Consider the following 13,629-nt stretch of genomic DNA (forward strand, 5'->3'; position numbering starts at 1 on the left):
GTCAACACTTTTTTCACTTTTTATTTAATATTATATGATTGAATTGTGATAATGTCTTAGTATACCGCATTTGATTATGTCCCAAATAAATAAGTTTATAGTATAATAAAACCTCATGACTAAGAAGTGAGGTGGACAAAATCAGAAAGGTAGTTTTAACAATGAATGAGAATGCAAAGTATAACATAATCAAGAAATTAGTAGAGAGCAATGGTAAGAAGCAAAGAGCTGCTGTACAGATTAATTGTACTGTTAGGCACATTAACAGAATGATTAAAGGGTACAAAAAGCATGGAAAAGCCTTTTTTATACATGGAAATCGTGGTAGAAAGCCTGTCCATGCTTTAGATGATTCTACAAAACATACTATTGTTGACCTATATCGAACAAAATATAAAGACACCAATTTAACTCATTTTTCAGAGCTCTTAGAAGAATTTGAAGGAATCAAAGTTTCATCAAACACTATACGTTCCATTCTTTTACAGGAATTTATCCTGTCTCCTAAAGCAAAACGTACTTCTAAGGAAGCTCTACACACTAAACTAAAGATATGCAAAAATCTACAAAGTCAAAAAAGCAAGCTAGAGTTATTCAAAGTTCTATTCTTGCTATCGAAGATGCCCATCCTAGGCGTCCGAGATGTGCCTACTTTGGAGAAATGCTTCAGATGGATGCTTCTCTTCACCCTTGGTTTGGTAGAGAAAAAAGTCAGCTCCATATAGCTGTAGATGATGCCACAGGTGATATTGTAGGTGCCTATTTCGATGCTCAAGAAACACTGAATGGCTATTACCATGTACTTGAGCAAATACTGAAAACCTATGGTATTCCTTATATGTTTTACACCGATAGGCGTACAGTTTTTGAGTATAACAAGAAAAATCCCCTTCTATTGAAGAGGATACTTTTACTCAATTCGGTTATGCCCACAAACAGCTAGGAATCGAGATTAAAACAAGCAGTGTCCCCCAAGCCAAGGGACGCGTGGAACGAATGTTCCAAACACTGCAATCAAGACTTCCAATCGAATTGCGTTTGGCTGGTATAAGCACAATTGAGCAGGCAAATGAATTTTTAAACTCCTACATAAAAAAATTCAATGCTCAATTTGCTTTACCTATTGATAATATCAAATCTGTATTCGAAGTGCAACCTGATATTGAAAAAATTAACTTAATTCTTGGTGTACTTGCTAGTAGGAAAGTAGACAATGGGAGTTGTGTAAAATACAATAAAGGATATTATCTTCCAGTAGATGCTAATGGTCACCCAGTATATTACCATAAAGGCACCTGCGGTATAGTAATAAAGGCATTTAACAATGATCTATATTTTTGTGTAAACGAAAAGGTTTATGCACTTGAATTGCTTCCAGAACATGTTCCTTCATCAAAAAATTTTGATCTTGCAAAGACTTCAAAAACTCCAAAGAAACACTACATACCACCGATGAGCCATCCATGGAAGCAGGCTTCATTTGAACATTATTGCAATAAGCAAGCCCATAGACAAAAAGAAAACATAGCTTAAAAAACTAAAAAACTCTTTAACTTAAAACTTTTTGGGACATTTTCAAAATTAGTTTACACACCTTTTTTATTCAATATTTTTTTCTAAAAGCTATACTCTAGATAGCCTTCATTTGAAATGCACAACTAAAACCATTAAAGATTAAATTAGAAATTAATTAATATTTTTAGTTGCAACTAGTTCGCAACTAGTTATATAATAGTATATGTCGGTCTTATATGTACTGCACCTATCGTGTACATTTAATATAAATGGAGGAACTCATTAATGATAGAAATTAAAGATCTGACATTTTCCTACACAGGTAAATGTCCTTATTTAATAAATAAAGTAAACTTGAATATTCAAGACGGAGACTATGTTTCAATTTTAGGTGAAAACGGAAGCGCTAAAACCACCCTTGTAAAATTGATTTTGGGACTGTTAAATCCTTTAAGTGGCAGTATACACGTAGCAGCTGAAAAAATTGGATATGTACCTCAAATAGTAGATAATTTTAATTCTGAATTTCCAATTACAGTTTCAGAACTAATGAGATGTCATAGTAAAATTTTAAAAATAAAAAATAAAAAATCTGCAAATATATGTCTTGGTTCTGTTGGAATGAGTGATTTTAAAAATAAACTGATAGGGAATCTTTCTGGTGGCCAGCGTCAAAAAATATTCATAGCAAGAGCTCTCATTGGCTACCCTAAACTCCTAATATTTGATGAACCTTCTACTGGAATAGACGTTCCAAGTCAAAAAGAAATATACAGTATAATAAAACATTTAAATAGACACCAATCCATAACGGTTCTAGCTGTAGAACACAACTTAAAAGCTGCTCTGGAAAACTCTACCCATATCTGTACCATGAAGGATGGCAATTTAAAAATGTATACTGTTGAAGAATACAAACAAGTACATAATCTATCTGATTTTAATTAAATTTTACTGGAGGAAAATGATGTTACAATACGGTTTTATGCAAAATGCAATTATTGCAGGTATATTTATATCTATACTTTGTCCTGCTGTAGGCATATTTTTAGTCTTAAAAAGATATTCTATGATTGGAGATACCCTATCTCATTCATCCCTCGCTGGAGTTGCAATAGGTCTAGTTTTTGGATTCAATCCAATACTAACTGCTTTTATATTTACTTCCATTGCAGGACTCGTAATAGAGTTTTTACGAGATTATTATAAGAAATATGCTGAATTAATACTTGTTATAGTCCTTACATTATCTGTTGGTATTGCCATTGTACTTATAAGTACTGGAAAAGCCAATGCAGATGTAAACTCCTTTCTTTTTGGAAGTATACTTACTGTATCTGAAAATGACATTTACACAGTAGTTATATTAAGCATAATTTCTGTTATAACTTTAACTCTTTTACATAATGAACTATTGTATATAACCTTTGATGAAAATGGAGCAAAAGTGTGCAAAATAAAAGTAAAGCTTATAAATTACATATTTGCCCTTTTGGTAGGTGCTACAATTTCTGTTTCTATACGAATTCTTGGGATTCTTGTAATTTCATCCATGATAGCTATGCCCGTGGCTGCAGCCCTTCAACTTCACAAAGGATTTAAAATTACATTTTTATTCTCAATAATATTTGGATTTCTAGACATAATGATTGGATTATTTTTATCCTATTATATAAACAGTGCCCCTGGTGGTACTATAGCAATTACTTCAGTTGTGTTGCTTTTAGTTGTTATTATAGGTAAAAGGTTATTCAATAAATAGCTTTCTCTGTTCTCAGATATGTTTAGGTATTTATAAATTTAAATACTTATACATATCTTAAGCTCATTGGTTTACTATTCTTGTAGTATACTTTTCTATATTCTTTCTTATACTTGGCCAGGAACGTTTGCAAAACATTACTTCTACATTATTTCTTCTGGATCTTTCCTTTATTATATTAGCCATATTATGTCCTATATAATCTATAAGCACCAATACCAAATCTGTATTTTCGTGAATTTTTATTTTTCTATCACCTTTTTTTCTTCCTGTAACATGGCCAATTTCATTAAATCCCTTTTCTCTCAATTTATCTTCTATATTCCCAAGTCGGTCTCCCCCTACTACTAAAATACTCATAAATTAATTTCTCCTCAGTTTATAATCGATATTAATTCTCATAATCAATTATAAACTGATATCACTATTTTGTAAACCTTATATTGCGACTAAGCTAAAAACTTTACAAGTTAAAAGCTGTAAAAAATTGCTCATCAAATAGTTTTAATTGATGAGCTTAAAAATGCTATTGCTTTGTAAACTTTATATAGAGCTTCTAACTAAAATTTAAACTTATACATAAAATGTAATTACAAAATTGAAAGCACCTTTAAAAACTTTTCCATAAGTCTTAGCGAGGTATTTTAGAAAATCTTAGGAGTTTAGATATATTTGAGGTACGAGTTTAGCTAAGGTTCTTAGATTTTCAAAATACCGAGCTCTAGACTTATCAAAAGTTTTTATGGTACTAAAATTTGTCATTACATGACCTGTATAAGTTGATTTTTCATTTAGAAACTCTATAAGTTAATTCTCTATTCCAACTCTTGCTGGGACACCTTCAGTATAATAATGCTTTATTTCCTTCATTTCTGTAACTAAATCTGCTCTTTCTATTATTCTCTTATCTGCATATCTTCCAGTTAGTATTACTTCAGTCTTTTCCTGTTTTTTATCTAAAATTTTCAAAACCTCATCTACTGTAAATAGTTCATAAAATATAGCTATATTTATTTCATCCAATACTACTACATCATAGTCTCCCTTTGTAACTATCTCTTCAATTTTTTTAAGTCCAGTTTTGGCTGCTTCTATATCAGCTTTGCTTGGTTTACCGCATATAAAACAATTTCTTCCAAACTGTTCTAATGTAAAATTAGGTAAATACTCTTTTGCTTTCAGTTCGCTGTATTCCATTCCTTTAACAAACTGACCAAAAAATACTTTTTTACCAGCACATACAGCTCTGAGAGATAACCCTAGTGAAGCCGTAGTCTTACCTTTACCGTTTCCAGTATAAACTTGAATGTATCCTTTATCCATAACAAACAACCCTCTTCCTTATAATAATTATCATATTTGAAATGCCTGAATTCTTCTCTTACTTTAAGTTTATTAGTATGCATTTATTATGTCAATATTTATTGTAAATAGAATTTTTCCCATCACGTAATCAAACTAAATACATTCAACTGGCAGTGAAATTTCATTTAAAGCTTTTACTTTATATATCTTTATATTTTTGAAATTTAATCCTCTTAAGAACTTTTCTTCAAATTTAAACTTTTCTGCATCATCATATATTATTCCTAAAACATTTCCACTATGTGCACCTATTATTCCAAGACCTGAAGTTTTTTCTTTTATGTCCATCACTAAGTTTAAAAAATCATAATAAAGTCTTTTCTGATTTTTCACTATACTTTCAGTTGAGACATAAGCAAGCTTATGTAAATCTTTTTCTTTCACTGCTTCTTTAAGTATTGGAATTAATTCTTTAACATCACATAAATTAGGTAATTTTTTGTGATTAAATTCAACTGTATCTACTGTTTTATCTCCTTCGAAAGCAAGTATATTATAAGATAAGTAATCTCCTATTGTAAATTTATAATTACCACTTTTATAATCAAATAAAGTCATCTTATTGAACACTATACTATCCGTAGGTTCGATATCTATACAGTTTTTCACAAGTTCTGCCTCATTGAATTTTTTATTAAACATATTAATAAGACAATAATAAACTCCACAAAGATCTGCCGTACTGCTGGCAAGTCCCTTTCCATATGGAATCTCGGAGTTTATTTCTATATCTATGCTATCAAAATACTTTTCATATCCCCAGGATTTAAGAATATTATATAAAAAACTAGAAGACTTTTTTAGGTACCTTTTCCTTATGGGATTATTACATTCTATAAGTTTAACTTTAGTATAAATATTTACTGGACAAGACAATAAAAGATCTCTATTTTCTATTTTTCCCTGAAGTATTTCTCCAAAACTTCCAGGATAAATTGTTGAAGTCTCCATAAAATACACCCTTTACAAATTTTTTATTGTCTTTATATATTTCACAAGTTCATTTACATTGTAAAAAACATTAATATTATTATAATCCATTTTCTTTCTTCCAATTATAAACGCATATATTCCACAATCCAGACAGGCTCTTATTTTTTCATAAGTTCCACCTTCCCTACCGCTGTCTTTAAGCAGCATGGCTTCAGCTTCATAATCTTTTATAAAGGCACAATTTAGTTCATAACTTATAGGCCCTTTTAAAGCAATTATATCTGCTAAATCTATATTTTTATCATAACATTCATTTATAACTTTAACAGAAGGCAAAACTCTATAAATTATTCTATTATTAAGACCCATTCCCAGTACTTTATCCAAACTCCTACTTCCTGTAGTATTTAGTATAGTTCCATTTATATCCTTAAGTTTCAATTTAAGCTCATCATAATCCTTTACTTCTACAACTTTATCCTCACTTTTAAATTCTTCTATACAGGAGGGTCTCTCATATCTTATATACTCTATGTTTAACTCATTGCATGCCTTAATTACATTTTTTGTAACTTCAACTGCATAAGGATGTGAGGCATCCACTAATACTTTTACACCTTTTTCCCTTAATTCACTTATAAGATCATTAAGATCAAGGGGTTTGTTGTTCATATAAGCATATTTATATTCTTTAAGAAGCTCTCCACCATATTCCGTGGCTGTAGATACAAATATATCAGAAGTAAATTCATTTAGCAAAGAGAGTATTTTTCTACCTTCAGAAGTTCCAAGAATTAATCCTATCATATGAAAATCTCCTTACATTTTAACTTTCATCTTTTCATCCATAAGAGGATTGCCTTCTATACAATCCCTAATGTGCTGCACATATATCTCCTGAAAAGCCTTGTTTTCCCCAAGTCCATGAAGATATGTGTTTATTTCAAATCCTTTAGATTTAAGTATTTGTTTCCATGAATCATTGTCTTCACCTGCCATGTCATTTGTAGCATGATCTCCTGCTACTAACATAAAAGGCATTAATGTTACTTTCTCAATATTATTTTCTTTCAGCTTAGGTATTATATTATCAATTGCAGGATACCCCTCTACAGTAGCTACAAAAGTATTTCTTATTTTCAAATCATCTAATACATATTGAAAAAGAGCATAACTAGAATTACTTGGATGGGAAGAGCCATGTCCCATTAACACTACAGCTTCATTTTGGCTAAGAGGTGGAAGCTGCTTTTCTAATGCCCTGGCAGCTATTACATAATCACTTTGTCTATAAAGTACAGGGCGGCCTAGAACCAGTTTACTAAAGGACCCTTGATATTCATCTATACAGCGAACTACCTTGTCATATTCATCTCCTGGCATTATATGTAGAGGCTGAACATAAACTTCTCTAAAGCCTTCATCTCTCATTTTATCCAGGGCTTCAGGCACCGTATCTATATAAATTTTCTTTTGATTTTTTAATTTCTTGATTATTATTCCGGAGGTAAAAGCTCTTCTAACTGCATATTCCTTAAATTCATTTTTAATTTCATCTTCCGTATCTTCAATACAGTTTTTAAGTGTTCCCAATATGCTTGTACCAAAACTTACCACAAGTATTCCTCTTTTTGCTTCCATCAAATCTTATCACCTCTTTTAAGAATAGTTTTTTATTCTATTCTGGAATTTTGTAACCACGTGGAGTTATAAATATCCCATCTTTTATATAACTGTTACTGTTTCCTATTATAACTACGGACATCATGTCAACTACGCTGTCATCAAAAGAATCAAGTGTAAAAAGCTTATGCTCCTGACCTTCTCTAAGTGCATTTTTAACTACAGCTACAGGTGTATTGCCTTTCCTGTATTTTTTCACAATATCAATACATTCTTTTAAATAGTGTGGTCTACCCTTACTTTTAGGATTATAAAGTGATATTACAAAATCTCCAGAAGCTGCAAGTTCAATTCTCTTTTTTATAAGCTCATAAGGAGTCATAAGGTCACTTAAACTTATGTTACAGTTATCGTGCATAAGAGGTGCTCCAACTATAGAAGCTGCTGCAGAGGAAGCTGTAAGTCCTGGAATCACTTCTACGTCTTCATCTTTTCTCATTTCCAAGATGAGCCCTGCCATACCATATATTCCTGGGTCACCTGTACTCACTATGGAAACTACGTGGTCTTTTGAAAGTTCAAGTGCTTTTTTGCATCTTTCCACTTCAGCTCTCATGCCTGTTGAGATTACCTCTTTATTTTTAATTAGGTCTTTTATCATCTCTATATAATTAGTATATCCTACAATTATTTCACTATTTTCTATTACCTTTACAGCACGTAAAGTCATATTTTCATATCCACCTGGTCCAATTCCTACTACATAAAGTTTACCCATTTTACACACATCCTTTATTTAATGCACAATTCACAGTGCACAATTCACAATTTTTAAATCAACATTTGTTTTTATGTACTTCACCTATACACAAGGTCATTCCATTTGCCTTTATTTTATCTGTAATTAAAGATGCTCCCGTAAGTTCTGTGCAAGGCTCACACACTGCCCTTACGCCTATTGTTTTTTCAACAAAGTCACTGCCTTTATAGTTGTGATGTACTCTTCTTATATCTTCTATAGAATAGATTTTTAAATCACATTTGAAATATTCTGCAAGTTTTAATATGGCTTCTTCCTTTGCCTTTATTTCTACAGTAGAAATATACCTTACAGCTCTCTCATCTATATTGTAATCTAAAAGCAGCTTTTTAACTGTTTCTATCATCTGCTTCGAATCAAAATTTTTCCTGCAGCCAACTCCCAGCACAACATTCTTTCTTATGAGTTTTAGTGTTTTTATATTTTTAAAATTCTCATCACCAAAGGCTTTACACTTATTTGTAACACACAAAAGTCCTTGTATATTATCTAAATTGATGCTGTAACCTTTAGGAACATCCAGCAATTTATCTTCATCTATAAATCCTACTTTTTTGCCTTCCACCAAAAGGGCAGCTATGTATTTAGCATCTTTTAAATCATTTATAATGAATCCATTTTCTTTTGCAAAGACATCCGGTGCCTTTACCCCAATATTATCTGTAGCTGTAGTTATTACAGGAACAGCTTTGAGGATACTTGCCAATTGGCATGTAAGCTCATTTGCTCCACCTAAATGGCCGCTTAAAAGGCTAATTACAAATTTACAGGAACTATCTATGACAACTACTGCAGGATCCTTATCTTTTGATTTTATAAAGCTTGCTATGGCTCTTACAGCTATACCTGTAGAACTTATAAATACAACTGCCTTGTAATTTGACATGGCAGTTTCCGCTGCATCCTTAAGTTTAAAACCTTCCATATTATTTTTAGAATAAAGATCTACAGGAAAATGCTTTTTTATCTTATCACTTATTTTATCTCCTGCAGTTGTAACGCTAATTACCGCTATTTTCATTTTTTGCCTTTCTGAACATATGTGTAAAATTTTCATCGTACAAAAGGCTCTTATCATATTTGCAATTGATAAAATCTCCTACAAGTATCTGCGCTGTTTTTGTTATATTTTCCTTCTTTACTTTTTCTACGATATCATCTAAAGTTCCTATAACACACTTTTCATCTTCCCAGGTAGCTTTTTGAATAACTGCTATAGGCACATTTCTTCCATAGCCTTTCTTTAATTTTTCCACTACCTTGTCTATCATACTTACAGACAAAAACAGTGCCATAGAAGCTCCTACAGAAGCTAATCTTTCCAAATTTTCTTTCTCTGGTACGGGAGTTCTTCCCTCTACTCTTGTGAGAATTATAGTTTGGCTTATACTTGGAAGGGTAAATTCTCTGTTTATAGCAGCTGCTGCAGCCGTAAAAGAACTTACTCCTGGAACAACTTCATAATCTATTCCAAGCTTGTCTAGTTCATCCATCTGTTCTCTTATAGCCCCATATATGGTTGGATCTCCTGTATGCAGTCTAACTATTTTCTTTCCTTCTCCATGATACTTTTTTATAACATCGATAACTTCATTTAAGGTCATGGAAGCAGAATTGTATACTTTTACTCCAACCCTACAGTATTCTAAATGATCTTTGCTTACGAGTGAACCTGCATATATAACCACATCTGCAGTTTTTAGTATATCTCTTCCCTTAACTGTTATTAAATCAGCATTTCCTGGTCCTGCTCCTATAAAGTAAACTTTATTTGTCATGTTCTTCCTCCTTTAATCTCTTTGGGCTATTATAAGAGACATATAATCTCTGCTTTTTAGTATATCTTCTCTATTTTTAAGTACTTCCTGTCCTTCTCTATAAGCTCTCTTTACACATATGTACTTGAATCCTTTTTCTTCTAATACATTTAATACATTTTCTTCTTTTCTATATACTTTCATTATTACTACAAACTTCTCATCTGTTATCTTATCTACCTGAGATGCAGGAAGAATCAAAACCCTTTCATCTCCTATAACAATACTCTGTCCTGCTAAACTTGCAGCAGCACAAAACGATGTTATTCCAGGTACAGTTTCTGTTTTATACCCCTTGTTTTTAATGTGATCTAAAAGATATATATAGGTACTGTATACAAAAGGGTCACCTATAGTCAAAAATGCCACATTTTTACCCTCATTTAATCTTTCCTCTATAGTCTTAAAAGCTTCAAATATCTTTCCTTCCTGCTCTTTTCCACCCATTGGAAAGTGTTTTATTATAACTTCTTTATTTTCATCTACAAAATTTTTAGCTGTATCAAAAGCTATGCTTCTATCTCCATCTTTTGCTGAAGGTGCAACTATTACCTCACATTTCTTTATTACATTTACAGCTTTTAGCGTCAGTAATTCTTCATCTCCAGGCCCAACTCCTATACCATAGAGAGTACCCATCTTTAAGGTATCTTTTTCCATAAGTTTTCACATCCTCACTGCTTAATATAAAGTTTAAAGTCCAAATATCAAAGTTCAAATAATTATGACTTCCTTCGTACCTCATCAAATCTATAATTTCAATGTTTTCTGACGTTAGGAGGAAAATCATCATTATCTGTTATTTGTTCTTTAACAAATTATAAATTACGAATTGCACTTACTATAAATATACTGTTATTAGAAGTCATCATATAACTGTTCGCCCTGGTCTTATTTATTGATACTTGTATACATTCTACTTCACATTTCATACTTTTTAGAGTATCAAGGGCTTTATACAAATTATTTAAAGTTATAAAATTAAGCACCATTTTCCCATGTCCTTTTAGCTTTGCACCATATCTTTTTACTATTTCCTCTATATTTCCTCCGCTGCCGCCTATAAATACAGCATCAAAATAAGGTTCTATGCTTTCCTCTACCTCAAGTGCTTCTCCTTTTACAACTGTTAAATTGTTTACATTGAATTTATCTATATTTTTTTCAATTACAGAAAGTGCTTCTTCATTTTTTTCAACCGCAACTACCTGTCCCTTAGAGCATATCTTAGCCATCTGTACACTTACAGAACCTGTTCCAGCACCTACATCCAGCACTCTAAAATCTGGCTCAATTCCAAGTTTTGCAATGCTAAGTATTCTAATTTCCTCTTTTGTCATGGGACAGTTTCCTCTTATAAATTCATCATCTTTTATATATCTCATAAAAATTTCTCCCACTTTTATAGAGTTTTATTTTGAATTACAACTACACAAAGACCTCCAAAGTCTTTATCTTTTAGCTCTGCAGCACTTCCTGAAGTGATTTTCTCATCCTCGTAAGAAAGATTTTCTCCTACATGCACTACTGCATCTACAGCATTTTCTTCTAGAATGCTGCACAGATAATCTGGTGAATGTTTTTTATCCGTAAACCATATAGAAATACGATTTTCCTTTACTATGCCTAAAAAATCTTCCTCTCTGCCGTGGAGACTTCCTAAAAAAGATCCCTGCCAGCTAAGTTTTACTTTTGCCATCATATATTGAAAAGAGCTTATACCTGGAATAACTTCTATGTCACCATCATAATTCTTTTTTAAATACTCCGTTATACCATAGTAAAGTGGATCTCCAGAAGCTGTAACAGATACGCTTTCATATTTTCCAGATTGCAAAATATCAAGTATATCCGTTAACTTTCTTACCTTTATCTTATTGCCTTCTATAAAGTCCAAACTATCTACTGCTCTTTCAAAACCCAATATAGCCTGCGAACGTTTCATTACAACTGCAGCCTTTGGAAGTATGTAATCTTTATTTCCAGGTCCTATGCCTACTATAAAAACCTTTGTATTCATAACCACACCTACTATTAAAATTTTACTTAGAAAGACTGCTGTAGAGCACTCCTCTTTTCATTGAATACATTATAACATCTGCTTCGATTGAATTATAGGTGTACTGTTCTATTCTATTTTTTACCTTAATACCTATATTTTCATAAAGCTTGTCATATCCATCTCCTAGAAGTTCTACAGCTCCTTCTGTAGTTTTTTCATTATACACTTTTTTTACAAGTTGCAAGTCTTCTCCCATTAAAGCAAGTTCCAGTGCCATTGTCTCAAGTCTTACATCTGATACCCTGCTGTGGGTGTTAAAACATCCTGAAGCAATTTTACTCATCTTACCTATATGTCCAATTACAAGTACTTTCTTTATATTTTTGTTCATGCAGCATCCCAGTGCAAAGCCAACATAGTTAGACATTATAACCATCTTGTTTTTATCCAGCCTCAAACTAGCTGCCATATTTTCTCCCATGTTTCCAAAGAGAAGTATAAGATCTTTGCACCCTTTAGCTATCTTTTGATTTATCTCAAGTTCCACAGACTGCTTAAGTGCTTCCTCAGACATTGGCATTACAATTCCACTTGTTCCAAGTATAGAAATTCCTCCTACTATATTGAGCCTTGGGTTAAATGTCTTTTTTGCTATTTTTTCACCTTCAGGTACAAATATAGTTATTTCTACACCTGAGTTTTCAGGAAGTACTTCTTTTACTTCTTTTTCAATCATCTTTCTAGGCACAGGGTTTATAGCAGCTTCACCTTTTTTCACATATAGTCCTTCACCTTTAACTATTCCAACACCTATGCCGCCTTTTAATCTATATTCTTTAGATATTTTCTTTGCTCTTGCCCATATCTCTATGCCATTTGTTATGTCTATGTCGTCTCCACCATCTTTTAAAACACAGCATTCTACAAAATCTTTTCCATGCCTTACTTTTTCAATAGGTATCACAAGTTCAATACCCTTTGGAGTGTCTATTTTTACTTCTTTTAAGTCAGTTTTAAAATACAGCATATTGCAAGCTGCCTTTGCAGCTGCTGTTGCACAAGAACCTGTAGTATATCCACATCTAAGTCTTTTTCCATCACAATTTACATACATGTCAAGCACAATATCACCACCCAAAAGTGCTAAATTATCTAGTTATCATATACATAAGTGCATTTACTATAGCAGCTGCTATGTTGCTGCCGCCTTTTCTTCCCCTTATAGTTATCATAGGTACATCAAGTTTTTCTATTTCCTCTTTAGAATCTGCAGCTCCTACAAATCCTACTGGTGCTCCTACTATAAATTTAGGCTTTGCCTTTCCGGCTAAAGTAAGCTCCTTTAATTTATAAAGTGCTGTAGGGGCATTTCCAAATACAAAAAACTCCACTCCTTCTTCTACAGCTTTTTCTACAGCTGCCATAGAACGAGTTATTTCTTTTTCTTTAGCTATATCTGCTATTTCACTTCTACTTACAAAACATTCTACTTTACAGTTGAGCTTTGCAAGAGCCTTTTTATTTATTCCTGCTGCAGCCATATTTGTATCTGTATATATGGTCACCCCTTTTTTTAAAAGTTCCAGGGCACTGTCTACAGCTCCTTCTCTTATATATAGTATATCTTTATATTGAAAATCTCCTGTAGTATGTATTACCCTCTTTACTATAGAAAGTTCTCTTTCAGGAAAATTACATTCTCCCATTTCTTCTCCTATTATTTCAAAACTTCTTTTCTCTATTCCCATAGGTGATTTTATATAATCCATAATAATCTATTCTCCATTTCCTT

At 32.2% G+C, this 13,629-nt stretch carries 15 protein-coding genes and 1 pseudogene; 3 read left to right on the top strand and 13 right to left on the bottom strand.

Annotation, left to right across the window (positions count from 1 at the left end):
• Positions 1–161 precede the first annotated feature (161 nt).
• The 3 genes and pseudogenes from CLJU_RS23365 (at position 162) to CLJU_RS15670 (ending at position 3,277) form a co-directional block, all read left to right on the top strand.
• Positions 162–1,533 (top strand): annotated as a pseudogene (locus tag CLJU_RS23365) (ISNCY family transposase).
• A 267-nt stretch (positions 1,534–1,800) separates the two neighbouring features.
• Positions 1,801–2,463 carry a metal ABC transporter ATP-binding protein gene (locus tag CLJU_RS15665; protein WP_013239809.1) on the top strand — a complete coding sequence of 221 codons (663 nt, stop codon included), beginning with the start codon at positions 1,801–1,803 and terminating at the stop codon, positions 2,461–2,463.
• Between the two features lie 19 nt (positions 2,464–2,482).
• Positions 2,483–3,277, top strand: coding sequence for a metal ABC transporter permease (locus CLJU_RS15670; protein WP_013239810.1), 795 nt, complete (start codon positions 2,483–2,485; stop codon positions 3,275–3,277).
• A 63-nt stretch (positions 3,278–3,340) separates the two neighbouring features.
• On the opposite strand, the gene CLJU_RS15675 is transcribed toward CLJU_RS15670, so the two are convergent.
• From CLJU_RS15675 to CLJU_RS15735, 13 genes are all read right to left on the bottom strand, one after another.
• Positions 3,341–3,637, bottom strand: a complete 297-nt coding sequence (locus CLJU_RS15675) for a DUF2325 domain-containing protein (RefSeq protein ID WP_013239811.1) — start codon at positions 3,635–3,637, stop codon at positions 3,341–3,343.
• Positions 3,638–4,084: 447 nt separating this feature from the next.
• Entirely contained in the window at positions 4,085–4,600 is a 516-nt protein-coding gene (cobO, locus tag CLJU_RS15680) for a cob(I)yrinic acid a,c-diamide adenosyltransferase (protein ID WP_013239812.1), read from the bottom strand.
• 135 nt (positions 4,601–4,735) lie between these two features.
• Positions 4,736–5,593 carry a GHMP family kinase ATP-binding protein gene (locus CLJU_RS15685; protein WP_013239813.1) on the bottom strand — a complete coding sequence of 286 codons (858 nt, stop codon included), beginning with the start codon at positions 5,591–5,593 and terminating at the stop codon, positions 4,736–4,738.
• 12 nt (positions 5,594–5,605) lie between these two features.
• On the bottom strand, positions 5,606–6,382 hold the full coding sequence (locus tag CLJU_RS15690; protein WP_013239814.1) for a cobalt-precorrin-6A reductase: 777 nt from the start codon (positions 6,380–6,382) through the stop codon (positions 5,606–5,608).
• A gap of 12 nt (positions 6,383–6,394) precedes the next feature.
• A complete protein-coding gene (locus CLJU_RS15695) occupies positions 6,395–7,216 on the bottom strand; it encodes a sirohydrochlorin cobaltochelatase (protein WP_013239815.1) in 822 nt (273 codons plus the stop codon).
• A 37-nt stretch (positions 7,217–7,253) separates the two neighbouring features.
• Complete coding sequence (gene cobJ, locus CLJU_RS15700) at positions 7,254–7,976, bottom strand: precorrin-3B C(17)-methyltransferase (protein WP_013239816.1); 723 nt, start codon at positions 7,974–7,976, stop codon at positions 7,254–7,256.
• A gap of 58 nt (positions 7,977–8,034) precedes the next feature.
• Positions 8,035–9,039, bottom strand: coding sequence for a cobalt-precorrin 5A hydrolase (gene cbiG, locus CLJU_RS15705; RefSeq protein ID WP_013239817.1), 1,005 nt, complete (start codon positions 9,037–9,039; stop codon positions 8,035–8,037).
• A complete protein-coding gene (cobM, locus tag CLJU_RS15710) occupies positions 9,020–9,796 on the bottom strand; it encodes a precorrin-4 C(11)-methyltransferase (RefSeq protein ID WP_013239818.1) in 777 nt (258 codons plus the stop codon). The genes cbiG and cobM overlap by 20 nt, the downstream gene beginning before the upstream one ends.
• Positions 9,797–9,808: 12 nt before the next feature.
• The gene (locus CLJU_RS15715; protein ID WP_041705537.1) at positions 9,809–10,474 is read right to left on the bottom strand and encodes a cobalt-factor II C(20)-methyltransferase; all 666 of its coding nucleotides are present in this window, start codon (positions 10,472–10,474) and stop codon (positions 9,809–9,811) included.
• Between the two features lie 179 nt (positions 10,475–10,653).
• Positions 10,654–11,220: a precorrin-6Y C5,15-methyltransferase (decarboxylating) subunit CbiT gene (gene cbiT / locus CLJU_RS15720; protein WP_013239820.1), complete on the bottom strand. Its 567-nt coding sequence runs from the start codon at positions 11,218–11,220 to the stop codon at positions 10,654–10,656.
• Between the two features lie 17 nt (positions 11,221–11,237).
• A complete protein-coding gene (gene cbiE / locus CLJU_RS15725) occupies positions 11,238–11,855 on the bottom strand; it encodes a precorrin-6y C5,15-methyltransferase (decarboxylating) subunit CbiE (protein WP_013239821.1) in 618 nt (205 codons plus the stop codon).
• 22 nt (positions 11,856–11,877) lie between these two features.
• Positions 11,878–12,960, bottom strand: coding sequence for a cobalt-precorrin-5B (C(1))-methyltransferase CbiD (gene cbiD / locus CLJU_RS15730; protein WP_013239822.1), 1,083 nt, complete (start codon positions 12,958–12,960; stop codon positions 11,878–11,880).
• 25 nt (positions 12,961–12,985) lie between these two features.
• A complete protein-coding gene (locus tag CLJU_RS15735) occupies positions 12,986–13,606 on the bottom strand; it encodes a precorrin-8X methylmutase (protein WP_013239823.1) in 621 nt (206 codons plus the stop codon).
• Positions 13,607–13,629 lie beyond the last annotated feature (23 nt).

Source organism: Clostridium ljungdahlii DSM 13528 (assembly GCF_000143685.1).
In the GTDB taxonomy this organism is placed as follows: domain Bacteria; phylum Bacillota; class Clostridia; order Clostridiales; family Clostridiaceae; genus Clostridium_B; species Clostridium_B ljungdahlii.

Bases quoted from the DNA above. Each gene is read 5' to 3' on its own strand.
- CLJU_RS15665 (WP_013239809.1), top strand. From the start codon at position 1,801: ATGATAGAAATTAAAGATCTGACATTTTCCTACACAGGTAAATGTCCT.
- CLJU_RS15695 (WP_013239815.1), bottom strand. From the start codon at position 7,216: ATGGAAGCAAAAAGAGGAATACTTGTGGTAAGTTTTGGTACAAGCATA.
- CLJU_RS15675 (WP_013239811.1), bottom strand. From the start codon at position 3,637: ATGAGTATTTTAGTAGTAGGGGGAGACCGACTTGGGAATATAGAAGAT.
- CLJU_RS15735 (WP_013239823.1), bottom strand. From the start codon at position 13,606: ATGGATTATATAAAATCACCTATGGGAATAGAGAAAAGAAGTTTTGAA.
- CLJU_RS15690 (WP_013239814.1), bottom strand. From the start codon at position 6,382: ATGATAGGATTAATTCTTGGAACTTCTGAAGGTAGAAAAATACTCTCT.
- CLJU_RS15715 (WP_041705537.1), bottom strand. From the start codon at position 10,474: ATGGGTACTCTCTATGGTATAGGAGTTGGGCCTGGAGATGAAGAATTA.
- CLJU_RS15670 (WP_013239810.1), top strand. From the start codon at position 2,483: ATGTTACAATACGGTTTTATGCAAAATGCAATTATTGCAGGTATATTT.
- cbiT (WP_013239820.1), bottom strand. From the start codon at position 11,220: ATGAGATATATAAAAGATGATGAATTTATAAGAGGAAACTGTCCCATG.
- cbiE (WP_013239821.1), bottom strand. From the start codon at position 11,855: ATGAATACAAAGGTTTTTATAGTAGGCATAGGACCTGGAAATAAAGAT.
- cobJ (WP_013239816.1), bottom strand. From the start codon at position 7,976: ATGGGTAAACTTTATGTAGTAGGAATTGGACCAGGTGGATATGAAAAT.
- CLJU_RS15685 (WP_013239813.1), bottom strand. From the start codon at position 5,593: ATGGAGACTTCAACAATTTATCCTGGAAGTTTTGGAGAAATACTTCAG.
- cbiG (WP_013239817.1), bottom strand. From the start codon at position 9,039: ATGAAAATAGCGGTAATTAGCGTTACAACTGCAGGAGATAAAATAAGT.
- cobO (WP_013239812.1), bottom strand. From the start codon at position 4,600: ATGGATAAAGGATACATTCAAGTTTATACTGGAAACGGTAAAGGTAAG.
- cobM (WP_013239818.1), bottom strand. From the start codon at position 9,796: ATGACAAATAAAGTTTACTTTATAGGAGCAGGACCAGGAAATGCTGAT.